Origin of the sequence: Citrobacter rodentium NBRC 105723 = DSM 16636 (genome assembly GCF_021278985.1) — a bacterium.
GTDB lineage: Bacteria > Pseudomonadota > Gammaproteobacteria > Enterobacterales > Enterobacteriaceae > Citrobacter_A > Citrobacter_A rodentium.
This window is the reverse complement of sequence record NZ_CP082833.1, coordinates 4,209,340-4,234,511: the sequence shown is the minus strand read 5'-3', so window position 1 is coordinate 4,234,511 and position 25,172 is coordinate 4,209,340. Positions and strand designations below refer to the sequence as shown.

Annotated in this window: 24 protein-coding genes and 2 pseudogenes; 14 read left to right on the top strand and 12 right to left on the bottom strand. The window is 52.1% G+C overall.

The window, feature by feature from the left end; genetic code table 11:
* The first annotated feature begins 88 nt into the window (after positions 1-88).
* Entirely contained in the window at positions 89-193 is a 105-nt protein-coding gene (gene yoaI, locus K7R23_RS20150; RefSeq protein WP_012905542.1) for a small membrane protein YoaI, read from the top strand.
* On the opposite strand, the gene K7R23_RS20145 is transcribed toward yoaI, so the two are convergent.
* The 4 genes from K7R23_RS20145 to yeaG form a co-directional block, all read right to left on the bottom strand.
* Positions 185-688, bottom strand: coding sequence for a YbaK/prolyl-tRNA synthetase associated domain-containing protein (locus K7R23_RS20145; protein ID WP_012905543.1), 504 nt, complete (start codon positions 686-688; stop codon positions 185-187). The two genes, yoaI and K7R23_RS20145, sit on opposite strands and share 9 nt — an antisense overlap.
* A gap of 41 nt (positions 689-729) precedes the next feature.
* A complete protein-coding gene (dgcJ, locus tag K7R23_RS20140) occupies positions 730-2,220 on the bottom strand; it encodes a diguanylate cyclase DgcJ (protein WP_012905544.1) in 1,491 nt (496 codons plus the stop codon).
* Positions 2,221-2,356: 136 nt separating this feature from the next.
* Positions 2,357-3,640 (bottom strand): YeaH/YhbH family protein, encoded by a 1,284-nt coding sequence (locus K7R23_RS20135; protein WP_012905545.1) that lies wholly within the window; start codon positions 3,638-3,640, stop codon positions 2,357-2,359.
* Between the two features lie 123 nt (positions 3,641-3,763).
* Positions 3,764-5,698, bottom strand: coding sequence for a protein kinase YeaG (gene yeaG / locus K7R23_RS20130; RefSeq protein WP_012905546.1), 1,935 nt, complete (start codon positions 5,696-5,698; stop codon positions 3,764-3,766).
* Between the two features lie 441 nt (positions 5,699-6,139).
* Here yeaG and K7R23_RS20125 point away from each other — a divergent pair, with 441 nt between their 5' ends.
* Together K7R23_RS20125 and K7R23_RS20120 are read left to right on the top strand one after the other, a co-directional pair.
* Positions 6,140-6,886 (top strand): MipA/OmpV family protein, encoded by a 747-nt coding sequence (locus K7R23_RS20125; protein ID WP_012905547.1) that lies wholly within the window; start codon positions 6,140-6,142, stop codon positions 6,884-6,886.
* Between the two features lie 90 nt (positions 6,887-6,976).
* A complete protein-coding gene (locus K7R23_RS20120) occupies positions 6,977-7,831 on the top strand; it encodes an aldo/keto reductase (protein WP_012905548.1) in 855 nt (284 codons plus the stop codon).
* Positions 7,832-7,917: 86 nt separating this feature from the next.
* Here K7R23_RS20120 and K7R23_RS20115 read toward each other — a convergent pair whose 3' ends face one another.
* The gene (locus K7R23_RS20115) at positions 7,918-8,802 is read right to left on the bottom strand and encodes a D-hexose-6-phosphate mutarotase (RefSeq protein WP_012905549.1); all 885 of its coding nucleotides are present in this window, start codon (positions 8,800-8,802) and stop codon (positions 7,918-7,920) included.
* Positions 8,803-8,885: 83 nt separating this feature from the next.
* Complete coding sequence (gene gapA, locus K7R23_RS20110) at positions 8,886-9,881, bottom strand: glyceraldehyde-3-phosphate dehydrogenase (protein ID WP_012905550.1); 996 nt, start codon at positions 9,879-9,881, stop codon at positions 8,886-8,888.
* A gap of 342 nt (positions 9,882-10,223) precedes the next feature.
* Here gapA and msrB point away from each other — a divergent pair, with 342 nt between their 5' ends.
* Complete coding sequence (gene msrB, locus K7R23_RS20105; protein WP_024132627.1) at positions 10,224-10,637, top strand: peptide-methionine (R)-S-oxide reductase MsrB; 414 nt, start codon at positions 10,224-10,226, stop codon at positions 10,635-10,637.
* A gap of 41 nt (positions 10,638-10,678) precedes the next feature.
* Complete coding sequence (locus K7R23_RS20100; RefSeq protein WP_012905552.1) at positions 10,679-10,954, top strand: YeaC family protein; 276 nt, start codon at positions 10,679-10,681, stop codon at positions 10,952-10,954.
* Positions 10,955-11,013: 59 nt separating this feature from the next.
* Here K7R23_RS20100 and yajD read toward each other — a convergent pair whose 3' ends face one another.
* Together yajD and chiD are read right to left on the bottom strand one after the other, a co-directional pair.
* On the bottom strand, positions 11,014-11,358 hold the full coding sequence (gene yajD / locus K7R23_RS20095; RefSeq protein WP_012905553.1) for an HNH nuclease YajD: 345 nt from the start codon (positions 11,356-11,358) through the stop codon (positions 11,014-11,016).
* 118 nt (positions 11,359-11,476) lie between these two features.
* A complete protein-coding gene (gene chiD / locus K7R23_RS20090; protein WP_012905554.1) occupies positions 11,477-12,730 on the bottom strand; it encodes a chitinase ChiD in 1,254 nt (417 codons plus the stop codon).
* Positions 12,731-13,021: 291 nt separating this feature from the next.
* On the opposite strand from chiD, the gene K7R23_RS20085 reads away from it, so the two are divergent.
* From K7R23_RS20085 to K7R23_RS20050, 8 genes and pseudogenes are all read left to right on the top strand, one after another.
* Positions 13,022-14,098: a zinc-binding dehydrogenase gene (locus K7R23_RS20085; RefSeq protein ID WP_012905555.1), complete on the top strand. Its 1,077-nt coding sequence runs from the start codon at positions 13,022-13,024 to the stop codon at positions 14,096-14,098.
* A 26-nt stretch (positions 14,099-14,124) separates the two neighbouring features.
* Entirely contained in the window at positions 14,125-15,504 is a 1,380-nt protein-coding gene (locus K7R23_RS20080) for an MFS transporter (RefSeq protein ID WP_012905556.1), read from the top strand.
* A 10-nt stretch (positions 15,505-15,514) separates the two neighbouring features.
* Entirely contained in the window at positions 15,515-16,558 is a 1,044-nt protein-coding gene (locus K7R23_RS20075) for an NAD(P)-dependent alcohol dehydrogenase (protein ID WP_012905557.1), read from the top strand.
* Between the two features lie 19 nt (positions 16,559-16,577).
* Positions 16,578-17,414, top strand: coding sequence for a ketose-bisphosphate aldolase (locus K7R23_RS20070; RefSeq protein WP_012905558.1), 837 nt, complete (start codon positions 16,578-16,580; stop codon positions 17,412-17,414).
* Between the two features lie 4 nt (positions 17,415-17,418).
* A complete protein-coding gene (locus K7R23_RS20065; protein ID WP_012905559.1) occupies positions 17,419-18,366 on the top strand; it encodes a carbohydrate kinase family protein in 948 nt (315 codons plus the stop codon).
* A gap of 9 nt (positions 18,367-18,375) precedes the next feature.
* Positions 18,376-19,356 carry an NADH-dependent methylglyoxal reductase gene (ydjG, locus tag K7R23_RS20060; protein WP_012905560.1) on the top strand — a complete coding sequence of 327 codons (981 nt, stop codon included), beginning with the start codon at positions 18,376-18,378 and terminating at the stop codon, positions 19,354-19,356.
* Positions 19,357-19,493: 137 nt separating this feature from the next.
* The gene (locus tag K7R23_RS20055) at positions 19,494-20,252 is read left to right on the top strand and encodes a DeoR/GlpR family DNA-binding transcription regulator (RefSeq protein ID WP_012905561.1); all 759 of its coding nucleotides are present in this window, start codon (positions 19,494-19,496) and stop codon (positions 20,250-20,252) included.
* A gap of 162 nt (positions 20,253-20,414) precedes the next feature.
* Positions 20,415-20,726, top strand: a pseudogene (locus tag K7R23_RS20050) (MFS transporter); the annotation flags it as partial.
* Positions 20,727-20,744: 18 nt separating this feature from the next.
* Here K7R23_RS20050 and K7R23_RS20045 read toward each other — a convergent pair.
* From K7R23_RS20045 to tnpA, 3 genes are read right to left on the bottom strand one after another with little or no spacing between them, the layout of a single operon-like run.
* Entirely contained in the window at positions 20,745-22,316 is a 1,572-nt protein-coding gene (locus K7R23_RS20045; RefSeq protein WP_012904571.1) for an IS66-like element ISCro1 family transposase, read from the bottom strand.
* 19 nt (positions 22,317-22,335) lie between these two features.
* Positions 22,336-22,683, bottom strand: a complete 348-nt coding sequence (gene tnpB, locus K7R23_RS20040; protein ID WP_012904570.1) for an IS66 family insertion sequence element accessory protein TnpB — start codon at positions 22,681-22,683, stop codon at positions 22,336-22,338.
* Positions 22,683-23,360 (bottom strand): IS66-like element accessory protein TnpA, encoded by a 678-nt coding sequence (gene tnpA, locus K7R23_RS20035; RefSeq protein ID WP_012904569.1) that lies wholly within the window; start codon positions 23,358-23,360, stop codon positions 22,683-22,685. The genes tnpB and tnpA overlap by 1 nt, the downstream gene beginning before the upstream one ends.
* Before the next feature lie 55 nt (positions 23,361-23,415).
* Here tnpA and K7R23_RS20030 point away from each other — a divergent pair.
* Positions 23,416-24,480: pseudogene (locus tag K7R23_RS20030) on the top strand (MFS transporter); the annotation flags it as partial.
* A gap of 48 nt (positions 24,481-24,528) precedes the next feature.
* On the opposite strand, the gene pncA reads toward K7R23_RS20030, so the two are convergent.
* Positions 24,529-25,170, bottom strand: a complete 642-nt coding sequence (gene pncA, locus K7R23_RS20025) for a bifunctional nicotinamidase/pyrazinamidase (protein WP_012905562.1) — start codon at positions 25,168-25,170, stop codon at positions 24,529-24,531.
* Between the last annotated feature and the right edge of the window lie 2 nt (positions 25,171-25,172).

Genomic DNA, 25,172 nt, shown 5'->3' with positions numbered 1-25,172 from the left:
AGGCAAACGCCTGACGGGGTGTCATCAAACTGCCATTCTGATGCGTTATCACTATCCGGGACGTCCTCTTTCGCTATCGGGTGTAACGATGAACGATCAGATGTTTATTGAGACGCTAATCATCGCCTTTTCGTTTTTCACCATCGCCGCGCTTCTGGTGCTGTCGGTATTGATCCTTGAGCGTTCAGGCTAAGCGGCGGAAAATGACCTGCTCAGGCCGCGCAATACGCAGATAATCTTCGGTATTAAGGATAATGGATTTATCGAGCACGCCAGCGTTAAAGGCGATTTCCGAGAACCGTTCGAACAGCAGCGGGTCGGCGACCAGCTTCAGTTGCGGATGAAAACTGAAGGGCGGAATGGCGCCGAAAACGCAGCCGGTGAGCGCATTCACTTCCGCCGGGCTGGCAAGAGAGGCGCGCAGACCGCCGAGATGGGCGGCGAGCCGCGCAAGATCGGCCTGCTGATCGGCGGCTAAAATCGCCAGCACGTGCTGGTTGACGCCGTTACCCTTCACCTTGCACACCAGCGCTTTTGCCCCCTGTCCCAGCGCAGTGCCGCGAATTTCCGAAACGGCTTCACACTTTCCCACCGCCTGATGGCTGACGACGCGATAACGCGCCCCTTCCAGGGACAATAAGTCGAGTAAACGCTGATGGGTCACGTTGCCCTTAGCCACTTCGCACATCTTTCACTCCTGTTAGCGCAAAAAAACACGGCAAAAGATTATCATGAACGCTGGCGATTTTTGTGCTTATTAAGGTAGAGCTGTTCGTCGGACGCCTTGTAGGCATCCTGCAACGTATCGTTCGCTTGCATATTGTAATAGCCTGAGGAAAAACGGATCTCGTTGCCTGGCGCGATAGTCTCCAGATAATGCTGAATACGTTCAGGCAGATGCGCGGTCAGGGCGGGTTCCGCATCTATCAGGATCACGCAGAATTCATCGCCGCCCAGCCGAATGGCGTAATCGCTTTTGCGCACCGACGCTTCAATAGCCTGCGCCAGCAGGTGAATGGCCCGATCGCCTTCCTGATGCCCCTGCGTGTCGTTAATCTGCTTTAGCTTATCGAGATCTATCGCGATAAAGGTGACCGGCGTTCCCCCGCTCACTAACCGCTGCAAGCGCTGCTCGAAAGTGGAGGTTAATATTTTACGGTTATACAGACCGGTCATCGCGTCGCTGATATTTTCACGGCTAACGTTGTGGTAAAGCCGGAAATGCAGCCTGACCATATTCAGCAGCAGGGCGGTCGCTAACAGATAAAAGAGAAAAATTTTCCAGTTCGAAACGACAAAATAGAGAATGTCGAGCGACAGCTCAACGTGCAGTCCGCCGGGAAGGTCGATGGTATACCTGACGTAATGAAAAAGATTATTCGTGCTTTCATGAATATGAATGGATTTGTGCGAGTCGGTATCGGTTACCGCGATATTCAGATAGCGCCAGACGAGGGGACGATCCCGCGGATAAAAGATCGTCTGTAATTTTTGCTTATTGATATCGACCATCACCATGCCTTTTAACCTGCCGTCCTGGTAAACCGGCGTTAAAAAGCTCATTACGTTATGTTCGGTACGATCGTCCTGATAAATACTCGACAGCACGGTGCGGCCAGTGAACACCCCCTCAATATCGGGCAGGTTAATCCCCAGCGTGCCTTCCTGTAAAAAATGCCAGTGCCGCATAGCGAATTGCCGCGTGTCGACCAGGTTATAGAAATAGATCAGATGATTTTGCAAATCCAGGTAATAGCGAAAACTCTCTCCCGCTGTGGCTAAGCCTTTGCCGTAATCGGTCTGCTGTCGGTTGACCATCACGGCCTGATCAAAGGCGGCAAGCTGAAGTACCTCATCGGCGATATGCGCGCACTCGGGCACGGCGGTTTGCAGCGTACCGTGAAGCGCAAGGTAATTATGGCGCGTAAGGTTAACGCCATATACCGTATTAACCCGTTCAAATGCCTGACAGACCGCGCGACGTTTTGCCGCAGAAAAGGGCGTTTCTGGGGTGGAAAACGTCCGCATCAGGTGAGCGGCAATGCTCTGATTGCGGTATTTTTCATACAAAAAAGAGGAGTCCGCTTTTTCAATAAGGTAACGCATATAGCCATTCATCGCCCTGTGGCTATTAACGAGCTCAAGTAAGAGAAACGAGGAGGTCAGAACAACGACGCTTACAGAGATAAAGAGCCTGAGCGCTTTATGGTGCAATTTCATGATAAAAGATAACTCTCCAGGTCAGGCTCTCTATTTTATCACACGACGTAAGTCCAACCTCCCGATCCCGGGAGGAGGGGAAATCACAGAGAATGGGTGAATCAGCCAGGCGGCAGTATACCTGACTGATTGACGATTAGCTGGCGCTGGTTGTGCCTTGCTTATGAAAAAGCTCGCGGAACACGGGATAAATATCGTCCTGATCGCGGATATGCTGCATCGCAAAATTGTCAAAGCTGGCCTGCAGATGCTCATATTCGCGCCACAGGGTCTGGTGCGCGCGCCGGGTAATTTCGATATAACTGTAATAGCGCACCACCGGCAGCAGTTTCTTCGCCAGAATCTCATGGCACAGCGGGGAGTCGTCGGCCCAGTTATCGCCATCCGAGGCCTGCGCGGCGTAAATATTCCACTGCGCCGGGTCGTAGCGCGCCTTGACCACCTCATCCATCAGCTTCAGGGCGCTGGAGACAATGGTGCCGCCGGTTTCCTGCGAGTAAAAGAACTCGTGTTCGTCGACCTCTTTCGCCTGGGTATGATGGCGGATATACACCACTTCAACGTTTTTATAGGTCCGGCTGAGGAACAGATAGAGCAGAATATAAAAACGCTTCGCCATATCTTTTGTCGCCTGGTCCATCGAACCGGAAACGTCCATCAGACAAAACATCACCGCCTGGCTGGAAGGATCGGGCCGCTTTTCATAATTTTTGTAGCGCAGGTCAAAGGTATCTATAAACGGCACGCGCTCAATTTTCGCCCGCAGTTCGGCAATCTCTTTGCGCAACCGCTCCTCTTCCAGCAGCTGTGCCGGTTCGCTCTGGCTGATGGTTTCCAGATCCTGTTCAAGCGCATGCAGTTCGCGACGTTTGCCCGCCGTCATCGCCGTGCGGCGCGCCAGCGAGTTTTGCAGCGAACGCACCACGCTGATATTGGCCGGGACGCCGTTGGAGGTAAAACCTGCCCGATGCGTTTTGTACTCGGTGAGTTGGCGCTGCTGGTTTTGCTTCAGGTTTGGCAGCGCCAAATCCTCAAACAGCAGGTCGAGATATTCATCTTTTGAGATCTGAAAAACGAATTCATCCTGACCTTCGCCGTCCTGGCTGGCCTGCCCCTGGCCGCTGCCGGAACCGCCGCCGCCGCCCTGCGGACGTTCGATACGGTCATTTTGCACAAAATGATCGTTACCGGGATGGACGCGATGGCGCAGGCCGCCGCGCCCCTGATGAAACATAGGTTCGCTGATATCTTCCGTAGGTATCGAGACAGATTCACCGCTGTCTACGTCGGTCACCGAACGCTTGTTTATGGCCTCGGAGATCGACTGTTTAATCTGCGCTTTATAACGGCGTAAGAAGCGCTGGCGGTTTACCATGCTCTTATTTTTGCCGTTGAGTCGTCGGTCTATGAACCAGGTCATATGCCCCCCGTACTGCAGTTGCCAACTTTATGCTACGTCAGTAATGCCGGATGCGCTGCGCTTATCCGGCCTACGGAACCGTGTTCCTGGCCCGGCTGGCGTAATTGCCGCCGGGCGAAGGCGTTAAGACGATTTACGTACGCGCAAATACCATTCGCACAGTAAACGGACTTGTTTACGGGTATAGCCTTTCTCCATCATACGGTCGACAAAATCGTCGTGTTTTTTCTGCTCGTCGGTTGAGGTTTTGGCGTTGAACGAAATGACTGGCAACAGTTCCTCGGTATTCGAGAACATTTTCTTCTCGATCACCGTGCGCAGTTTTTCATAGCTGGTCCAGTTTGGATTACGTCCATTGTTATTCGCTCTGGCGCGCAGCACGAAGTTAACGATCTCATTGCGGAAATCTTTCGGGTTGCTGATCCCCGCCGGTTTTTCGATTTTCTCCAGCTCGGCGTTCAGCGACTCACGGTCGAACAACTGGCCGGTATCCGGGTCACGGTATTCCTGATCCTGAATCCAGAAGTCGGCATAGGTGACATAGCGGTCAAAGATGTTCTGCCCGTACTCGGAGTAGGACTCAAGATAGGCGGTCTGAATCTCTTTGCCGATAAACTCAGCATATTTCGGGATCAGATACCCTTTCAGGAACTCCAGGTAGCGTTCAGCCTGCTCCTGCGGGAACTGCTCGCGCTCAATCTGCTGTTCCAGCACGTAGAACAGGTGCACCGGGTTGGCCGCCACTTCCGCATGATCAAAGTTAAACACGCGGGAGAGGATCTTAAACGCGAAGCGCGTTGACAGGCCGTTCATCCCTTCATCCACTCCGGCGTAGTCGCGATACTCCTGATACGACTTCGCTTTCGGGTCGGTGTCTTTCAGGCTTTCGCCATCATAGACGCGCATTTTGGAGTAGATACTCGAGTTTTCCGGCTCTTTCAGGCGGGAAAGGATCGAGAAGCGGGACAGCGTTTCCAGCGTTCCCGGCGCGCAGGGGGCATGGGTCAGCTCGCTGTGGTTAAGCAATTTCTCGTAGATTTTGATCTCTTCGGAAATGCGTAAGCAGTACGGCACCTTGACGATGTAAACACGGTCGAGGAAGGCTTCGTTGTTTTTATTGTTGCGGAAGGTCACCCATTCAGATTCGTTCGAGTGGGCGAGAATAATCCCGTTAAACGGCAGGGCGGAGATGCCTTCGGTACCGTTGTAGTTTCCTTCCTGGGTGGCGGTCAGCAGCGGATGCAGCACCTTGATCGGCGCTTTAAACATCTCGACGAACTCCATAATCCCCTGGTTGGCGCGGCACAGCGCACCGGAGTAGCCATAGGCATCCGGATCGTTTTGCGCGTGGTTTTCAAGCTTACGGATATCCACTTTGCCGACCAGCGCCGAGATATCCTGGTTGTTTTCGTCGCCCGGTTCCGTTTTGGCGATGGCGATTTGCTCCAGAATCGACGGCCAGACCTTCACCACGCGGAATTTGGTGATATCGCCGCCGAATTCATGCAGGCGTTTCGCCGCCCAGGGCGACATAATGGTGCCGAGATAGCGGCGGGGAATGCCATATTCTTTCTCCAGAATCTGGGCATCCTCCTGCGGATTAAACAGGCACAGCGGGTGGTCATTGACCGGGCTGCGTTCACCGTTGGCGCTCAGTACGTAAATCGGCACGCGCTGCATTAATGACTTCAGTCGTTCGGCAAGCGACGATTTACCGCCCCCTACAGGCCCCAACAGATACAGGATCTGTTTCTTCTCTTCCAGCCCCTGAGCTGCATGTTTCAGATAAGAGACAATTTGCTCAATGGCGTCTTCCATGCCGTAGAACTCTTCAAACGCCGGGTATCGGGCGATGACCCGGTTAGAGAAGAGTCGGGAAAGTCGGGGTTCCTGGGCAGTATCGACCATGACGGGCTCACCAATAGCCATCAGTAGCCGCTCTGCCGCGTTGGCATAAGCACTGCGATCTTGCCGACAAGTGGTAAGAAACTCCTGCAGTGTGAACTCTTCGTCCTTGGCAGCTTCATAGCGCTGGCGATAGTGATCGAATATATTCATGGTATGCCGTCCTTTCGTTTTTTAGCACAGGTTAAGAGCCGTTCATATGAATAGTAGAGGCTCCCGGAAGAGGTAGACTGAACGACGCCGCTTACTGTCCTATCGCGAAAACAGCAACTCTCATGCCATCATGCAAAACAGGAGAACAACGTGCCCGGTGTTACACCTTCTAAATTTAAGCGTAGATGGCATTTGCAAAACTTGCCTGTGATGGCAAATGAATTTCAATGGCATATCAATAACTCATCCACAAAAAATGCATAGCTAATGTAAAGAAAGTCGTAGCCTTTCATACAGACTTCATCTGGCTGCCAACGGGGTGTCATCTCAGCCAGAGAAATTAATCGGTTACATTCTCTGAGTTATTTGTAAAATAGTTGGGTTGCGGCTTAATTGGCGATTACACTTTGCCGCGGACATTTAAATAAGGAATTATGGACTGTGACCAAACTCAAACTTCTGGCACTTGGCGTGCTTATCGCAACGTCTGCTACCGTAGCGCACGCTGAAAGCAACCTGACGCTGGGCGCGGGCGTTGGTGTGGTTGAACACCCGTATAAGGATTACGACGCGGACGTCTATCCGGTTCCGGTTATCAGCTACGAGGGGGATAACTTCTGGTTCCGTGGTCTCGGCGGCGGTTACTATCTGTGGAATGACGCGACCGACAAACTGTCGATCACCGCGTACTGGTCGCCGATGTACTTCAAGCCGGGCGACAGCGACGACCGTCAGCTGCGCCGTCTGGACAAGCGTAAAAGCACCGTGATGGCGGGCTTATCGTATATTCACAACACCGAATATGGTTTCCTGCGCACCACCTTATCAGGCGATACCCTGGATAACAGTAACGGTATCGTCTGGGATCTGGCCTGGCTGTACCGCTATACCAACGGTGGTCTGACCCTGACGCCGGGTATCGGCGTGGAATGGAATAGCGAAAATCAGAACGAATACTACTACGGCGTATCGCGCAAAGAGTCGGCGCAAAGCGGCCTGCGCGGCTATAACCCGGACGATAGCTGGAACACGTATCTGGAGCTGAGCGCGAACTACAACTTCCTCGGCGACTGGAGCGTTTACGGTACGGCGCGTTATACCCGTCTGTCGGACGAAATCACCGACAGTCCGATGATCGACAAATCCTGGACTGGCCTGATCTCCACCGGGATCACCTATAAATTCTGATTGTGCATTGTCATAGTACAATTTGTGCAACAAAACAGGGCGCTTGCGCCCTGTTTTACTTTACGGTAGTGGGCGACAAAGGAGATTGCAATGACAGAGAAACAGATTGTATTTGCCGGACACGCCGCGCTGCCTGCTATCGGGCAGGGAACCTGGTATATGGGCGAGCGCGCCGATATGCGCAAAGCGGAAGTGGCTGCGCTGCGGGCGGGCGTTGATGCAGGGCTGACGCTTATCGACACCGCTGAAATGTATGCCGACGGCGGGGCGGAAGAGGTGGTGGGCGACGCGCTTAACGGGCGGCGTGATAAGGTCTTTCTGGTATCAAAAGTCTATCCGTGGAACGCGGGCGGTCAAAAAGCGATCGCCGCCTGTGAGGCCAGCTTGCGTCGCCTGCAAACCGATTATCTGGACCTTTACTTGCTGCACTGGTCAGGGAGCTTCTCTTTTGAAGAAACCGTTGCGGCGATGGAAACGCTGATTGCTCAGGGCAAAATTCGCCGCTGGGGCGTGTCGAACCTCGATTATGACGATATGCAGGCGCTGTGGCAGGTGGCGGGCGGCAGGGCGTGCGCCACCAATCAGGTGCTTTATCATCTGGCCTCGCGCGGCATTGAATATGATCTGCTGCCGTGGTGTCAGCAGCAAAACCTGCCGGTCATGGCCTACAGTCCGCTGGCGCAGGCTGGCCGTTTACGCAACGGCTTATTTAACCATCCGGTTGTTAACGATATCGCGCAGACGCATAACGCCAGCGCGGCGCAGATCCTGCTGGCATGGGGGATCAGTCATCCGGGCGTGATGGCGATTCCGAAAGCGGCGAGCGTCGAACATGTGCAACAAAATGCGGCGGCGCTGGAGATTACGCTTTCAGCCGATGAACTTGCCGCCCTGGATAAGGCCTATCCTGCGCCAAAAGGCAAAACGGCGCTGGATATGGTGTGAGGCGTTTTGATCAGCAGGCCGGATAAGATGCGCAATCCGGCAAACAATAGCTGATGGCGGCAGGAGAGTTCCTGCCGCCATATGTTTTAGCGCTTCGTTACGCGAATTGTTTGCGCCAGACGAGACGGTTTCTCTTCCGTCGCTTTTTGCGGCGCGGTGGCATACGCCGTCTCCACGCAAACAAAGGTTTTGTAGCCGTCGTCCGGCATATCGCCCATGCTGACGGAGAGCGCCGGGCCCGGGTTCCAGCCGACAACGTTGAGATGGTGATGGTGAATCACGTCGATGTTACGGTTCAGCGCCGTATCGTGGATCACGCTGCATGCTTCCGGATTCAGATACACGCGGTCGGTACGGTCGGGGAATGCCTGGACGCCATCCGCCAGCACGTCTTCTCTGGCATCGTTCACTTTATCAATGAAGCGATCGCCCAGTCCGCTGACCTTCACTGCGGTAATGTCGCCAACGTTGAAATAGGTGTGCAGCGCGGAGGTCGTTTCAAAGTCGCCGTGCGCTTCCAGTTCGATTTCACAGGTTTTACCCACTTTAAAACGCGCCAGCAGCGTAAAGTCTTGCGGCCAGTACTGGCGAGTCGCATCGCTGTTTTGCAGTTCAAAAGTCAGCACCGCGCCGTTGTCATCTTCGTTGTGCGCTTTCAGCGTCCAGGGCAGATTGCGGGCAAATCCGTGGGAAGGGAAACCCTGTTGGGCAGATGGACCAAACCACGGCCAGCAGATCGGCACGCCGCCGCGCAGCGCGACGCCATTTTTAAACGGCGTATTATTGCTTAGCCACAGAACCTCTTCCTCTCCCGCCGGTTTCCAGGAGAGCAGGTGCGCGCCCTGCAGTGCGAAAGAGGCTTTCACCTGCGGATGGTCGACCACGATCAGTTCCAGTTCGTCCAGCTGGCGACGAGACAGGACGGGGGTTATCTGTTCAGTTATCGGCAGTGCAAAAATTTTATTAATCATCACGCAATCCTTTATCTGCAAACGTCAGGCAAAAAAAAGAGCGACCAGACGGTCGCTCTTACAATTTACTGCTTCATCTCAACTTATTTGGAGATGTGAGCAATCAGATCCAGAACTTTGTTGGAGTAACCGGTTTCGTTATCGTACCAGGAGACCAGTTTCACGAAGTTGTCGTTCAGTGCGATACCAGCTTTAGCATCGAACACGGAGGTGCAAACTTCGCCGTTGAAGTCGGTAGAAACAACGTCGTCTTCGGTGTAGCCCAGAACGCCTTTCATTTCGCCTTCGGAAGCAGCTTTGATTGCTTTCTTAATTTCTTCGTAAGAAGCAGCTTTTTCCAGACGTACGGTCAGGTCAACAACGGATACGTTCGGAGTCGGAACGCGGAACGCCATACCGGTCAGTTTGCCGTTCAGTTCCGGCAGAACTTTACCTACTGCTTTAGCAGCGCCGGTAGAGGACGGGATGATGTTCTGAGCTGCGCCGCGGCCGCCGCGCCAGTCTTTGTGAGACGGGCCGTCAACGGTTTTCTGAGTAGCGGTGGTTGCGTGAACGGTAGTCATCAGACCTTCGATGATGCCGAAGTTGTCGTTGATAACTTTTGCCAGCGGAGCCAGGCAGTTGGTGGTGCAGGAAGCGTTGGAAACGATGTCCTGGCCGGCATATTTGTCAAAGTTAGCGCCTTTAACGAACATCGGGGTGTCATCTTTGGAAGGACCCGTCAGAACAACTTTTTTCGCGCCAGCGGTGATGTGCTTACGTGCGGTTTCGTCAGTCAGGAAGATACCGGTCGCTTCAGCAACGACGTCAACACCAACTTCGTCCCATTTCAGGTTAGCCGGATCGCGTTCAGCGGTAACACGGATTTTTTTACCGTTAACAATCAGATGACCGTCTTTCACTTCAACGGTGCCATCGAAACGGCCGTGAGTGGAGTCATATTTCAGCATGTAAGCCATGTAATCAGCGTCTAACAGGTCGTTGATTGCAACGATCTCGATGTCAGAACGTTTCTGAGCAGCACGGAAAACAATGCGACCGATACGGCCAAAACCGTTGATACCTACTTTGATAGTCATATATTCCACCAGCTATTTGTTAGTGAATAAAAGGTTGCCTGTAAAATTACAAAAACCTTACGCAGCGTCAAGCGGAATCGTGTCAATCATTGCGACAAATCAATCCTCTGCGCAAGCTTTGCGCGGCTGACTCGCCTCACTCTTCCTTTGGGCTTGAAACCACATGGGGGCGGCGCCCCGAATTTTAAAGGGCAACGGAGATAAAAATGTGATTCCTGTCACGATTCTCGAGCTACCATTTCGCAAGGATCAAGTTTAGAACAAAAGTTGGTACTGAGGTGTTAATGTTTTGTTAGAATCGGTCACGTAATGTGAGCGTGTTAACAGCGAGAAGTGAGCAAAATGGCGAACAAACCTTCTGCAGAAGATCTGAAAAAAAACTTGTCCGAAATGCAGTTCTACGTGACGCAAAATCACGGTACTGAACCGCCGTTTACCGGGCAATTACTGCATAACAAGCGTGACGGCGTCTACCACTGCCTGATCTGCGACGCGCCGCTGTTTACCTCCCGGTCAAAATACGATTCCGGCTGCGGCTGGCCAAGCTTCTACGAGCCAGTAAGCGACGAGGCGATCCGCTATCTCAATGACGATTCGCACGGGATGCAGCGCATTGAAATTCGCTGCGGCAACTGTGACGCGCATCTTGGACACGTCTTTCCGGATGGGCCTCAGCCGACCGGCGAGCGTTACTGCGTCAACTCCGCTTCGCTGAGCTTTACCGATGACGAAAACGGCGAACAAATCCAGGGCTGAAAAAACGATTCAGCAAATTATTCCATTAGAGCAGGGCAATCATGAATCTTGATGAGATAATTAACAACATGACCCCGGAGGTCTATCAACGTTTAGTGACCGCCGTCGAGCTGGGGAAATGGCCGGACGGCGTGGCGCTGACGGCGGAGCAAAAAGAGAACAGTCTGCAACTGGTGATGCTCTGGCAGGCCCGTCATAACACCGACGCGCAGCATATGACCATCGATACCAACGGGCAGATGGTGATGAAAAGCAAACAGCAGCTGAAAGAAGATTTTGGCATCGCGCCGAAGCCGATAGCGACGTTTAAATCCTGAGAAAAATCAATGCCCGGCAGGGAATGCCGCGCCGGGCAGGGACAATAACGCCACGGGCATTATTTCTTGTTCATCATCGCCTTGAGATCGGCAAAGGGATTATAGGTGGCTTCACCCACGCTCTTTTGCGCGTCTTCACCCGCAACGACCGTCGAGCCGTACTGGTCGGCTTCGGTATATTTTGAGTGCTCATGATCGTGGCAGTAGAGGCACAACATCTCCCAGTTGCTGCCATCTTCCGGGTTATTGGAATGATCGTGATCGATATGGTGTACCGTCAGTTCGCGAAGGTTTGAATAGACAAATTCGCGTGAGCAACGTCCACAAACCCAGGGAAAGAGCTTTAGCGCCTTTTCGCGATAACCCACTTCCAGACGGGCGTAGTTGCGGGGGATAAAAGCCATAATGCCCCATGCCTCCTGTTGAGAATGAAATAGCGGCGTAACATGCCGCGGCGACCTTGTTAATCATAACCCACAGCAGGGCTAACGCCCCACATTTAATCGCGGGGCGTAGAGAGGATCAGGGGGTTATCGCCAGGGATTCAGCCAGCTGTTTCGCTAACTGATTATTATCGTCCGCGCCGTACTCCCAGAACATCGCGCCCGCCAGCCCGCGCTTTTTAATGTAGTCGGCTTTGATCGCCACCGAACGCGGATTCTCGTAAGAGAGAGCAAATAACTCTTTGCCTGCGGCTGATTTCACCGACAGCCAGGGCACCTTCGCCTCGTCGTCCCACTGTTCGGTAAAACGCTTCTGCGGATCGTTGAGGAAGGTTTTCACGATGTCGTTGTACTTCACGTAGGTATCTTTTTTCAGATCGATTCCCAGTGATTTAAACAGGGCTATTTCCCGCTCGCCAAACCAGGGCAGGGTAACCGGATTTTTTTGCGCATCGGGTTTGCTCCAGTCGATTCCCGGCTCAACGGAACGCTTAGGCACGCGGCCATAAAAGCCGATGCCGAGGTTCATCTGCCGGGGCTTCAGGCCGGCGGCCAGGTAGTTGTTGACCACGAAATCCACGCTGTATTTATCGGCGGCGGCAACGGTAGGCCAGGCTTTTGAATCATACAGGTTGGCGTTGAAATATTGCGTCCCGTAGGCCATGTCGTAGGTCATCAGATTGATATAATCGAGCAGCGGCGCAATGGCTTTGACGTCCACCCAGCTTTTCGGACTTTCCGCATTCGCGCCGACAGCAATCGTGATCAGCTTTGCTTTACCGAATGCCTGACGCAGTTCTTTCAGCAGCAGGGTGAAATTTTCACGATCCGCAGGCTGGCTTTCCACCAGCCCCCATGCGCCGTTGACCGGGTATTCCCAGTCGAGCTCGATGCCGTCAAGGCCATATTTCGCGACAATATCCTGCGCGGAGCGGATAAACACCGCCCGCGTTTGCGCCGTGGCGGCTGCGCCGGAGAAGCCCCGCGCGCCCCAGCCGCCTACCGACAGCAGCACCTTAAGCCTGGGATTTTGTTTGCGCAGCACCGGGAGCAGAGCCAGATCGGACTGGACTTTTGGCGACAGCCAGATCTGATGCAGCTTAGCCGGATCTTTCAGCGCAGGATTGGTTTCGTCTTTTTCGGCGTTGTAAATCAGGCCAAACGAATAGTTCAGGTGGGTTATCTGGCGAACGTCAAGCTTGTTGATGTCGCCGCCCGGTCCCGCGGTGACATCGCCGCCGCCGTTAAAATAGCCAACGGACATTAGCGAACCTGCGGACGCGACAGAGGCGCAGAGCAGGGGAAGTGCTGCCAGCAATGGCAAAAGTTTCATAGTCGATCCTCTTTGACGATAAAAAAGCAAACGCGCCACGGAAAGGGCGTGGCGAAAAGTTTCCACAAATTAACACCTTCCTGTAGGGAAAACTGCGAAGGTGTTCACGCCATCTCTTGCGAAGCCGTACTCATAATCCTTCGTTTTTTATTACTGCTTGCCAGCGTTTTGTGATCTTTGTTGTGAAATGAAGATTGTTGTCTGTGTTTTGAAGATATCATGTTGACCTCAAAAATTATGTGGGTAAGTATGATGAGCACTTTCAGAAAACCAGACACAGAGGAAGAAGCAATGAAAGCGTTGGCAAGATTTGGTAAGGCCTTTGGCGGTTACAGGATGATTGATGTTCCGGTGCCGGTATGCGGACCCGATGATGTGGTCATTGAAATTAAGGCCGCGGCAATCTGTGGGGCTGATATGAAGCACTACAAGGTGGATAGCGGCTCCGACCAGTTTAATTCCATTCGCGGTCATGAATTTGCGGGATGTATTGCCCAGGTTGGGGCCAACGTTAAAGACTGGAAGGTTGGACAACGCGTGGTTTCTGACAACAGTGGTCATGTTTGCGGCGTTTGTCCTGCCTGTGAACAAGGCGATTTTCTGTGTTGTACAGAAAAAGTGAATCTTGGTCTCGATAATAATCCCTGGGGAGGCGGATTTTCAAAGTACTGTCTCGTTCCGGGAGAAATATTGAAAATTCATCGCCACGCCCTGTGGGAAATACCGCAAGGGGTTGATTACGAGGAGGCAGCGGTACTGGATCCCATCTGTAACGCTTATAAATCTATCGCCCAACAATCCAGGTTCTTGCCAGGTCAGGATGTTGTCGTTATCGGGACAGGGCCGCTCGGCCTGTTCTCTGTCCAGATGGCACGCATTATGGGGGCGGTTAACATTGTCGTGGTTGGCCTGGAGGACGATGTTCCTGTTCGTTTTCCGATTGCGAAAGAACTCGGTGCGACGGCTGTCGTCAATGGCTCCACGGAAGATGTCGTGGCGCGTTGCCAGGCGATCTGCGGGAAAGACAATCTTGGTCTGGTTATCGAATGCTCCGGTGCCAATATCGCCCTGAAACAGGCAATTGAGATGCTGCGGCCTAATGGTGAAGTGGTACGGGTCGGCATGGGTTTCAAACCTCTCGATTTCTCCATTAATGACATTACCGCGTGGAATAAAAGCATTATCGGGCATATGGCCTACGACTCTACTTCCTGGCGAAACGCCATCCGCTTACTTGCCAGCGGGGCCATCAAAGTCAAACCGATGATTACGCACCGGATTGGGCTGTCCCGGTGGCGCGAAGGCTTTGACGCCATGCTCGATAAAACAGCGATCAAAGTCATCATGACCTATGACTTTGATGAGTAACCCCTTAAATAAAGGAACGTTATCGCATGGAACAGATAACAAAACCTCACTGCGGCGCCCGACTGGATCGTCTACCGGATTGTCGTTGGCATACTTCGATGTTCGCGATGGTCGCTTTTGGATTGCTGGTCTGCTGGAGTAATGCGGTCGGCGGTTTGATTCTTGCCCAGTTAAAAGAATTAGGCTGGACTAATAACTCTACCACGGCCACCTTTTCCGCAATCACCACCGCCGGAATGTTTTTGGGCGCGCTGGTGGGGGGAATTATTGGTGATAAAACCGGACGCAGAAACGCTTATATTCTCTACGAAGCCATTCATATTGCCGCCATGGTAATAGGGGCGTTTTCGCCAAATATGGACTTCCTTATCGCCTGCCGTTTTGTCATGGGCGTTGGGTTAGGCGCATTGCTGGTCACTCTGTTTGCCGGATTTACCGAATATATGCCCGGAAGAAATAGGGGAACATGGTCCAGTCGGGTTTCGTTTATCGGCAACTGGTCGTATCCGCTGTGTTCACTTATCGCAATGGCGCTTACACCGCTCATTAGCGCGGAGTGGAACTGGCGCGTGCAGTTGTTGATCCCGGCTGCGCTCTCATTAATCGCCACCGCATTCGCCTGGCGCTGGTTTCCTGAATCTCCGCGTTGGCTGGAATCACGCGGTCGTTATGAGGAAGCCGATAAGGTGATGCGGGCTATCGAAGAGAGCGTTATGCGCCAGACCGGCAAGCCGTTGCCTCCGGTGGTTATCGATACCAATGGCAAACCGCCACGTTCAGTACCGTACTCGGCATTATTGACCGGTGTATTACTCAAGCGCGTTATTTTGGGATCCTGCGTGCTGATCGCGATGAACGTAGTGCAATACACGTTAATTAACTGGTTGCCGACAATTTTTATGACCCAGGGAATTAACCTGAAAGACTCAATTGTTTTAAATACGATGAGTATGTTCGGCGCCCCGTTTGGTATTTTTATCGCCATGCTGGTGATGGATAAGATTCCCCGTAAAACGATGGGCGTCGGCTTATTAATGTTAATTGCGGTGCTGGGATATATCTACTCTCTGCAAACCAGCATGCTGCTGATAACGTTAATTGGCTTTTTCCTGATTACCTTTGTCTATATGTATGTTTGCTACGCCTTGGCGGTTTACGTACCGGAAATTTGGCCTACGGAAGCAAAATTGCGGGGATCCGGGCTGGCGAATGCTGTAGGGCGGATCAGCGGAATTGCCGCGCCCTATGCCGTTGCTGTGCTACTCAATGGCTACGGCGTAACGGGCGTTTTTATACTGCTGGGCGCCGTCTCACTAATTGTCGCTGTCGCCATTGCCACTATCGGAATAGAAACAAAAGGCGTTTCTGTCGAAAGTCTCGGGATCGACGCGGTGGTAAATAAATAAAGGAGTGAAAATGCAAAACTCGAAAGCGATTTTAGCAACACCGGGTACGATGAAGATCATCGCTGCTGATATTCCGGTGCCAAAAGACAATGAAGTGTTGATTAAAGTGGAGTACGTCGGTATTTGCGGTTCCGATGTGCATGGCTTTGAATCAGGTCCCTTTATCCCGCCAAAAGATCCGCGCCAGGAGATCGGTCTGGGCCACGAATGCGCCGGTACGGTTGTGGCGGTTGGCAGGCGCGTGAGTAAATTCAAACCTGGCGATCGGGTAAATATTGAACCCGGAGTTCCCTGTGGCCGCTGCCGCTATTGTCTGGAGGGGAAATACAATATCTGCCCGGATGTGGATTTTATGGCGACCCAGCCGAACTATCGCGGCGCGCTGACTCATTATTTGTGTCATCCCGAGAGCTTTACTTATCATTTGCCGGACAATATGGACACGATGGAGGGCGCGCTGGTTGAGCCTGCCGCTGTTGGAATGCACGCGGCGATGCTGGCGGAGGTCAGACCCGGAAAGAAAATTGTCATTCTTGGCGCCGGTTGCATTGGTTTGATGACGCTCCAGGCCTGTAAATGTCTTGGGGCTACGGATATTACCGTAGTTGATGTTCTGGAAAAAAGACTGGCAAAGGCCGAACAGCTTGGCGCATCAACGGTAATTAATGGTGCTACGGAGGATACTGTCGGCCGCTGTCAGCAACTATCCGGCGAGCAGGGAGCTGATATTGTGTTTGAAACCGCCGGTTCGCCTCTCACCGTCCGGCAAGCGCCGTATCTGGTGATGCGCGGCGGAAAAATCATGATAGTTGGCACCGTAGCGGGCGATAGTGCAATCAATTTCCTCAAAATTAACCGGGAAGTGACTATTCAGACCGTATTCCGCTATGCCAACCGTTATCCCGTCACGATTGAGGCCATTGCCTCGGGCCGTTTCGATGTCAAATCTATGGTAACGCATATTTATGATTATGACGATGTACAGCGAGCTTTTGAAGAGTCGGTGAATAACAAAAGCGACATTATTAAAGGTGTTATTAAAATTAGCGATTAATTAAATGGGAGAAACCGCCATGCTGGCAGATATTAAATATTGGGAAAAAGATGCGCAAAATAAACGTTATGCAATAGCGCACTTTAACGTGTGGAATGCTGAAATGTTGATGGGGGTAATTGACGCGGCGGAAGAGGCAAAAGCGCCGGTTATTATCTCTTTCGGCACCGGATTTGTTGGCAATACGTCGTTTGAAGATTTTTCGCAGATGATGGTAGCAATGGCCAAAAAGGCCTCTGTACCGGTGATTACGCATTGGGATCACGGACGCAGCATGGAGATTATCCATAATGCCTGGGTACACGGGATGAATTCGTTGATGCGGGATGCGTCTGCCTTTGATTTTGAAGAGAATATTCGCCTGACGAAAGAGGCTGTGGATTTCTTTCATCCGTTGGGTATCGCAATAGAAGCTGAGCTGGGGCACGTGGGGAATGAAACGGTATATGAAGAGGCGCTGGCAGGCTATCACTATACCGATCCTGACCAGGCGGCGGAGTTTGTCGAACGCACGGGCTGTGATTCGCTGGCGGTCGCTATTGGCAATCAGCACGGCGTATATACCTCCGAACCAAAGTTGAATTTTGACGTGGTCGAGCGCGTTCGCCGGGCTGTTTCCGTGCCGCTGGTGCTACATGGCGCTTCCGGTATTAGTGATGCTGATATTAAAAAAGCCATTTCACTTGGCATTGCCAAAATTAATATCCATACAGAGCTGTGCCAGGCGGCAATGACGGCGGTGAAAGAGAACCAGCATCAACCGTTCCTGCATCTGCAACGTGAGGTGCGCAAGGCGGTAAAAGCACGGGCGCTGGAAAAAATTAATCTGTTTGGTTCAGACGGTAAAGCGGAATAATGTTATGGATGAGATAGAAGTGCTGTGCATTGGCGCGGCAATAGTCGACATACCTTTGCAACCGGTCAGTAAAAATATCTTTGATGTGGACTCTTATCCCTTAGAGAGAATTGCCATGACCACCGGGGGAGACGCCCTTAATGAAGCCACCATTATTTCCCGACTTGGGCATCGTACCGCGTTAATGAGCCGGGTGGGGGATGATGCCGCAGGACATTTTATTATCGGGCATTGCCGAAAAGAAAATATTGATATTCAGAGTCTGAAGCAGGATCCACAAATTGATACGTCGATTAACGTCGGATTAGTGACCGTAGACGGTGAACGTACTTTTGTCACCAATCGCAACGGGAGCCTGTGGAAACTGAATATTGATGATATTGATTTCAGCCGTTTTTCTCAGGTCAGGCTGCTATCGCTGGCCAGTCTTTTTAACAGCCCGTTACTGGATGGTAAAGCATTAACGGAAATTTTTTCCCGCGCAAAGGCGCAGCAGTTAATTATCTGCGCCGATATGATCAACCCCAGGCTGAATGAAACTCTGGAGGATATTCGCCAGGCGCTGAGCTTTGTCGATTATCTGTTCCCCAATATTGATGAAGCAAAAAAGCTGACCGGAAAAGAGGCGCTGGATGACATTGCTGACACTTTTTTGCAGTGCGGGGGCAAAACGGTAGTCATTAAAACAGGTAAGCACGGCTGCTTTATCAAACGTGCTGATACCCGATTGCAGATACCGGCGGTATCAGGGATCGACGCCATTGATACCATTGGCGCGGGCGATAATTTTGCCGCCGGTTTTATCTCTGCGCTCCTTGAAGGAAAAACGCTGCGCGAATGTGCGCTATTTGCTAATGCGACCGCAGCGATTTCAGTGCTGAGCGTGGGGGCGACAAGCGGCGTGAAGAACAGAATACTCGTGGAACAGCTCCTCGATGAATATGAAGGATAATAGCGGCAGATGAAAATGATACCTTTAGGCAATACCGGAATTTCGCTGTCACGGATGGGATTAGGCACCTGGGCTATCGGTGGCGGTCCGGCCTGGAATGGCGATCTCGATCTCCGGATCTGTATCGATACCATTATTGAAGCGCATCGTTGCGGCATTAATCTGATTGATACCGCTCCGGGATATAACTTCGGCAACAGCGAAGTGATTGTTGGGCAGGCGCTGAAAAAGCTACCTCGCAGCGAGATCGTCGTTGAGACCAAATGTGGGATTGTCTGGCAACGCGAAGGAAGCCTGTTTAATAAAGTGGGCGATCGCCAGTTATATAAAAATCTTTCCCCGGACTCGATACGTGAAGAAGTGGAGGCCAGTCTGCAACGTTTGGGTATTGATTGTATCGATATTTATATGACGCACTGGCAATCGGTACCCCCGTTTTTTACGCCTGTTGCGGAAACGGTTGGTGTACTCAATGAATTAAAAGCGGAGGGGAAAATTCGTTCTATCGGCGCAGCGAATGTCGATGCCGCGCATATTCATGAATACCTTAAACACGGCGCGCTGGATATTGTGCAGGCAAAGTACAGCATACTGGATCGGTCGCTGGAGAGCGAATTGCTGCCGCTTTGTCTGGAAAACAACATTGTCGTACAGGTTTATTCGCCGCTGGAGCAGGGGCTACTGACCGGTACGATAACCCGGGACTACGTTCCGGAGGGAGCACGGGCAAACAAGGTTTGGTTCCAGCGCCAGAATATGTTGCGTGTCCTTGATATGCTGGAACAATGGCGTCCGCTGTGCCGTAAGTATCAATGCGCGATTCCCACCCTGGCGCTGGCGTGGATATTAAAACAGAGTAATTTAATTTCCATCCTTAGCGGCGCTACCGCGCCGGAACAGGTGCGCCAGAACGTTGAAGCGCTGGCTATTGAATTATCGGATGCTGATTCATTGTTGATGAGGGAAATGGCGGAAGCACTCTGTCAATAATAGCACGCTAAATACCACCTCTGTTTCTGCCTTTGGGTTATTAAAATCTGTGATTCAGGCAGATTATTTTGAAAATAAATATAGTTTATGGGATACTGTCAACTTATCATGGACATAAAAGGAACAGAGGTGGCACCGTGGCGGCAAAAGACAGAATTCAGGCAATCAGGCAAATGGTTACCAATGATAAAAAAGTGGTGGTCTCCAATTTAAGCGCCCTGTTTCAGGTGACTGAAGAAACGATTCGCCGCGATCTGGAAAAGCTCGAAGATGAAGGTTTTTTAACCCGAACTTACGGCGGCGCGGTATTAAATGTTAACGCATTAGCAGAAAACGTGCATTTTTATAAACGCGCCAGGTCGTTTTATGAAGAAAAGCAGGTTATTGCGCGTAAATCGTTACCCTTTATTAAAAATAAAACCACCATGGCGGCAGATTCCAGCAGTACGGTGATGGAGTTATTAAAGCTGCTGAAAGACAGAAGCGATTTGACCTTGCTAACCAATTCCGCAGAGGCTTTTCATGAGTTGGCGCAATCGGAACTCAACGTTGTTTCTACCGGTGGTGAGTTAAACAAGAATACGTTGTCTTTGCAGGGACGAATCACGAAAGAGATTATCAGTCGTTACCATGTGGACATCATGGTAATGAGCTGTAAAGGCCTGGACAGAGAAAGCGGCGCGCTGGATTCTAATGAAGCAGAAGCGGAGATTAAAAAAGTCATGATTCGCCAGGCGGCGGAGGTGGCATTACTGGTAGACCATTCAAAGTTCGATCGCAAAGCTTTCGTTCAATTAATTGATTTAAGCCATATTAATTACATTATAACGAATAAAGCGCCAGGTGCGGAATGGGTTGCGTTTTGTAAACAAAACAACATCCAGCTTATTTATTAAGCGCTGATTTTATCGTGTCGATATTATTTATTGGCGCCTGGTGATTTATTATTTTTGCCTGATGATGATAACGCATCTTATCAGGCCTACTTAATCCTTACGCGTAGGTCAGATAAAATGCTGCGATCAGCATCTGGCATCTTATTATAATAAGGCAACCAGATGGAACAATATGATCATATCGGCGCAAGAATGGACCGCTTGCCTTTGGCCCGGTTTCATTATCGTATTTTCGGCATTATCAGCTTTAGCCTGCTTCTGACCGGATTCCTCAGTTATTCCGGCAATGTCGTGTTGGCGAAACTGGTCAGCAATGGCTGGTCAAATAATTTTCTCAATGCGGCTTTTACCTCGGCATTAATGTTTGGTTATTTTATCGGTTCTCTCTGTGGAGGATTTGTTGGCGATTGTCTGGGGCGGCGTAAAGCCTTCCGGATGAATCTGTTGATGGTTGGGATCTCCGTAAGCGGCTCGCCAGAACCGTATTGATATTTACTGAGAGCTCAGATCAACTTTCCAGGGCAACAGATCGCGTACCCGATTTGCCGGCCAGTCCTGGATATGCTCAATGACGTAACGCAGCCATTTTTCTGGCTCCACATTGTTCAGACGGCATGTGCCGATCAGCGAGTACAACACCGCCGCATGTTCGCCACCGCTGTCAGAACCCGCGAACAGCCAGTTTTTCCGGCCTACGGCCACTCCCCTTAAGGCGTTCTCTGCGATGTTGTTGTCGATTTCCACCCAGCCATTACTGCAGTACACGTTCAGGCTATCCCACTGTTTCAGCAGGTATGCGAACGCTTTTGCCGTATCCGAGTGACGCGACAGTGTTTTCATCTGAGTCTGTATCCAGTCATACAGTGACTGCATCAGTGACGCAGCTCTGGCTTTTCTTGCCGCCAGACGCTGTTCTGCTGAACATCCCCGGACTTCTGCTTCGATGGCATACAGTTCACCGATACGCTGCAGGGCTTCCGTGGTGATATCGGTTGGCGCTCTTGCATGCACATCGTGGATTTTTCTCCGGGCATGGGCCATACACGCGGCTTCCGTTATTCTGCCGGATTCGTATAACGCCCGGTAGCCACCGTAAGCATCGGCCTGAAGCACTCCGCTGTAACCGGACAGGTGATTCTGTGGATGTATGCCTTTCCGGTCCGGGCTGTACGCGAACCAGACCGCCGGGGGCATCTGTGAACCGGCGTTACGGTCATCACGGACGTAGACCCACAGCCGGGCTGTCCGGGTTTTACCGCTGCCCGGCTCCTGGACCGGGACGGGGATATCATCAGCATGGACTTTACCGGGCATCAGCACATACTGGCGCAGGACGTCATACAGCGGCTCCAGCAGTTCAGCAACAGCACCTGTCCAGCGCCCCAGTGTGGCACGGCTCAGCTCCACTCCCTGACGACGGTATATTTCTGACTGGCGGTATAACGGCAGATGGTCTGCATATTTCCCGGTGACAACATGGGCCAGAAGCCCCGCTCCGGCATAACTGCGTGCAATGGGTTTTGAAGGTACTGGTGCCTGCACGATATGGTCGCACCGGCAACAGGCCAGTTTCGGACGTTGTGTTTCGATAACCTTAAAGGCGCTGCTGATAAGCTCCAGTTGCTCTGACACATCACATCCCAGAGAACTGAGTTCACCACCACAGGCAGGACAGCATTCCTCTTCCGGCCGGATAACCCGGGTTTCACGGGGAAGTGAGGCCGGTAACGGTTTACGGGCTGAAGACTGGCGCAGGGCGGATGGCAGTGCCGGGTCATATTGCTCACCCAGCGTTTCAGCCATTTCTTCCTGAAGTGCGCTGATTCTCTCCTGTGCATCCTGTATCTGCCGTTCGGTTTTTGCGCGAAGTTTTTCTGAGCTTTTACCGAACTGCATACGTTGCAGTTTCGCAACCAGCGCCTTCAGCCGGTTGATTTCGGAAGCATAAGCCGCCACCCGCTGTGAGAGCAGGCGGTTGTATTCGGCCATCTGGCGGATGGTGTCCTGTTGCGTCTGCAACAGTGCCCGCAGGCGGGCGTTCTCATGAGCAAGTGAGGTGTCCATATCCTCACTTTACAACGGGTTATATGCGGATTCCAGCGCGTTCCGTTCGTTTCGGGTGCTTCCAGTTGATACCTTCAAGAAGCATGGATAACTGAGCCGGAGTAAGGTGCACCTTGCCGTCACGGGTGACTGGCCAGATGAAGCGGCCCCGCTCCAGGCGTTTGGTGAAGAGGCACAGTCCGTCACTGTCAGCCCACAACACTTTTATCTGGTCACCCCGGCGTCCGCGGAAGATGAACAGGTGTCCGGAGAACGGGTCATCCTTCAGGACGTTCTGAACTTTTGATGCCAGGCCGTTAAAGCCATTTCGCATATCGGTGATACCTGCAACCAGCCAGATACGCGAACCTGCAGGGAGAGATATCATCAGTGGCTGCTCCCTTTTATTTCGCGGATAAGTGTCTGTAATAACGCCGGCGTCAGTTTACCTTTAAGCCTGAGAGTTCCGGCCGGCAGAACCAGCTCACAACACAGACTGTCGGACGGTGTATTTATCTGCTCTGGTTCCTGTGCGGGGGCCGGGATTTTATTATCCGGCTCCGGCGTTAACGTCACGGGAAGCAGTGCCGGCATATTTTTTCCGGAAGGCAGCAGGCCACCTTTCCGGTATTGATGGCGCCAGTTGAAGAGCAGGTTATCGTTGATTCCGTTTTCCCGGGCGATCTGCGCCACACAGGCTCCGGGCTGCAGTGACTGCTCCACTAAGGCGATTTTAAACTCATAAGGGAAGTTGGGCCGCCGGGGACGTTTTTTTACCACGGGGGTTTCGGATATAACGGTGCTTTCAGGACGTACGACTGGTACCGTGGAAAATTGTCCGTAAAGGCAGGCATCAAGTTCCTGCTCCGACATGCCTGCGGGCAAAGGCCACGAAAGGCCAGCTCTCCGAAAGCGCACGAACATACTACAAACTGTTGATTTTGGTACACCCAGGCGACGTCCGGCCACAACCCGAGGTAAATGTTCTTCGAAGTGAAGGCGTAAAGCTTCAGTAATCCAGGTCCGGTATTCCATACGATAGTGTCCACTAAAAATGATGGACATTATTTTTGTGGAGCCGGAGGAAACAGACCAGACGGTTTAAATGAGACGCTTACGGATCTCCGCTACCGCGGCCTCTTTTGTGCCCAATATGTACTGGCTCATTTTCTTCCGTTGTCTGATGGGAACAGGAATGGGTGCGCTTATCATGATTGGGTATGCTTCGTTTACCGAATTCATTCCCGCGTCGGTGCGAGGTAAATGGTCAGCAAGGCTTTCGTTTGTGGGGAACTGGTCGCCAATGCTGTCTGCTGCGCTTGGCGTGGTTGTTATTGCTTTTCTTAGCTGGCGAGTGATGTTTCTGCTCGGTGGGGCAGGTATGCTGTTGGCGTGGTATCTTTCCGGCAGGTATTTCATAGAATCGCCGCGCTGGCTGTCGGGAAAAGGCCTGCAAAATATTGCCGAAAAACAACTGCGCGCTGTCGAGCTTCAGATTGAGCAAGAAAAGAACATCAGTCTACCCGCTGCGCGCGACATGCCGGTCGCGAATGCCGATAATAAAGAAAATGGCGACTTCTGGCTGTTATTTAAAGGACAGATGCTACGCCGCACGCTGGTGGCGATCACTGTACTTATCGCGATGAATATTTCGCTCTATACCATCACCGTGTGGATCCCAACGATTTTCGTAAACTCCGGGATCGATGTCACCAAATCTATCTTTATGACCGCGATTATTATGATTGGCGCGCCGGCTGGCATCTTTATTGCCGCGCTGGTTATTGACCTCTTTCCTCGACGCCTATTCGGTTCGTTATTACTGATTATTATTGCCGTTCTGGGTTACTTCTATTCGATCCAGACCTCGGAATGGGCCATCCTGAGCTATGGCCTGATAATGATTTTTTTCCTGTATATGTACGTTTGCTTTGCCTCAGCGGTCTACGTGCCGGAGCTGTGGCCGACACATCTGCGCCTGCGTGGATCGGGGTTTGTAAATGCGGTAGGAAGAATTGTGGCAGTATTTACGCCGTACGGCGTTGCTCTGTTGTTGACACGCTACGGCCCGGTTACCGTGTTTGTTGTACTCGGAGTAATGCTGGTGTTATGCGCGTTAATTCTGTTTCTCTTTGGTACTGAAACGCGAAGGGTATCACTGGAAGAGATTTCCGCTGTCAAATGAGGGCGGCACGGCGCATCAGACAGACGCCGCGCCATCCGGCAACGGCTTTTAACCCTGCGTCTCTTCCCAGTCGGCCAGGGTATACAGCGTTGCGCCTGCTGCGGCCATCTCCATAAACGCCTGGCTGCTGTCCTGTGGCTGCAGGTTCACGCCGCGACAGCCGTCGGTGATGACGTTTACGCTATAGCCTAACTGCAAGGCGTCCAGCACGGTGAATTTTACGCAGTAGTCGGTCGCCAGCCCCATAACGATCAGCTCGCTAACGTCATGTGCTTTCAGCCAGGCGTCCAGACCGGTCTGTTGACGACGTCCGTTATCAAAAAACGCGCTGTAGCTGTCAACCTGCGGATTTTCGCCTTTGTAAAATACCTCCCCGATGGCTTGCTGATTTAACAGCGGATGCAGCGCCGCGCCTTCGGTATGCTGCACGCAGTGATCGGGCCAGAAGGTTTGCGCCAGACCGTCAAGCTGCCCCCGGGTATAAGGTTCAACCTGATGCTGGCTGGCGAAACTGCCGTGGTTGGCCGGATGCCAGTCCTGACTGGCGATAACCAGCACGCCGCGCGCCTGACACCAGCTTATCAGCCGGTTAGCAATGTCCACCGTGCTGTCGCCTTCGGGGACCGCCAGCGCGCCGCCGGCGCAGAAGTCGTTTTGTAAATCGACCAGTAACAGAGCGCGATGCGTCATAG

Coding starts and splice junctions, on each gene's coding strand:
- chiD (WP_012905554.1), bottom strand. CDS start 12,730: ATGAAACTTTTGCCATTGCTGGCAGCACTTCCCCTGCTCTGCGCCTCT.
- K7R23_RS20115 (WP_012905549.1), bottom strand. CDS start 8,802: ATGATTAATAAAATTTTTGCACTGCCGATAACTGAACAGATAACCCCC.
- yoaI (WP_012905542.1), top strand. CDS start 89: ATGAACGATCAGATGTTTATTGAGACGCTAATCATCGCCTTTTCGTTT.
- K7R23_RS20045 (WP_012904571.1), bottom strand. CDS start 22,316: ATGGACACCTCACTTGCTCATGAGAACGCCCGCCTGCGGGCACTGTTG.
- gapA (WP_012905550.1), bottom strand. CDS start 9,881: ATGACTATCAAAGTAGGTATCAACGGTTTTGGCCGTATCGGTCGCATT.
- K7R23_RS20080 (WP_012905556.1), top strand. CDS start 14,125: ATGGAACAGATAACAAAACCTCACTGCGGCGCCCGACTGGATCGTCTA.
- K7R23_RS20145 (WP_012905543.1), bottom strand. CDS start 688: ATGTGCGAAGTGGCTAAGGGCAACGTGACCCATCAGCGTTTACTCGAC.
- tnpA (WP_012904569.1), bottom strand. CDS start 23,360: ATGTCCATCATTTTTAGTGGACACTATCGTATGGAATACCGGACCTGG.
- yeaG (WP_012905546.1), bottom strand. CDS start 5,698: ATGAATATATTCGATCACTATCGCCAGCGCTATGAAGCTGCCAAGGAC.
- pncA (WP_012905562.1), bottom strand. CDS start 25,170: ATGACGCATCGCGCTCTGTTACTGGTCGATTTACAAAACGACTTCTGC.
- K7R23_RS20070 (WP_012905558.1), top strand. CDS start 16,578: ATGCTGGCAGATATTAAATATTGGGAAAAAGATGCGCAAAATAAACGT.
- ydjG (WP_012905560.1), top strand. CDS start 18,376: ATGAAAATGATACCTTTAGGCAATACCGGAATTTCGCTGTCACGGATG.
- K7R23_RS20085 (WP_012905555.1), top strand. CDS start 13,022: ATGAAAGCGTTGGCAAGATTTGGTAAGGCCTTTGGCGGTTACAGGATG.
- K7R23_RS20135 (WP_012905545.1), bottom strand. CDS start 3,640: ATGACCTGGTTCATAGACCGACGACTCAACGGCAAAAATAAGAGCATG.
- msrB (WP_024132627.1), top strand. CDS start 10,224: ATGGCGAACAAACCTTCTGCAGAAGATCTGAAAAAAAACTTGTCCGAA.
- K7R23_RS20120 (WP_012905548.1), top strand. CDS start 6,977: ATGACAGAGAAACAGATTGTATTTGCCGGACACGCCGCGCTGCCTGCT.
- yajD (WP_012905553.1), bottom strand. CDS start 11,358: ATGGCTTTTATCCCCCGCAACTACGCCCGTCTGGAAGTGGGTTATCGC.
- tnpB (WP_012904570.1), bottom strand. CDS start 22,683: ATGATATCTCTCCCTGCAGGTTCGCGTATCTGGCTGGTTGCAGGTATC.
- K7R23_RS20065 (WP_012905559.1), top strand. CDS start 17,419: ATGGATGAGATAGAAGTGCTGTGCATTGGCGCGGCAATAGTCGACATA.
- K7R23_RS20100 (WP_012905552.1), top strand. CDS start 10,679: ATGAATCTTGATGAGATAATTAACAACATGACCCCGGAGGTCTATCAA.
- K7R23_RS20075 (WP_012905557.1), top strand. CDS start 15,515: ATGCAAAACTCGAAAGCGATTTTAGCAACACCGGGTACGATGAAGATC.
- dgcJ (WP_012905544.1), bottom strand. CDS start 2,220: ATGAAATTGCACCATAAAGCGCTCAGGCTCTTTATCTCTGTAAGCGTC.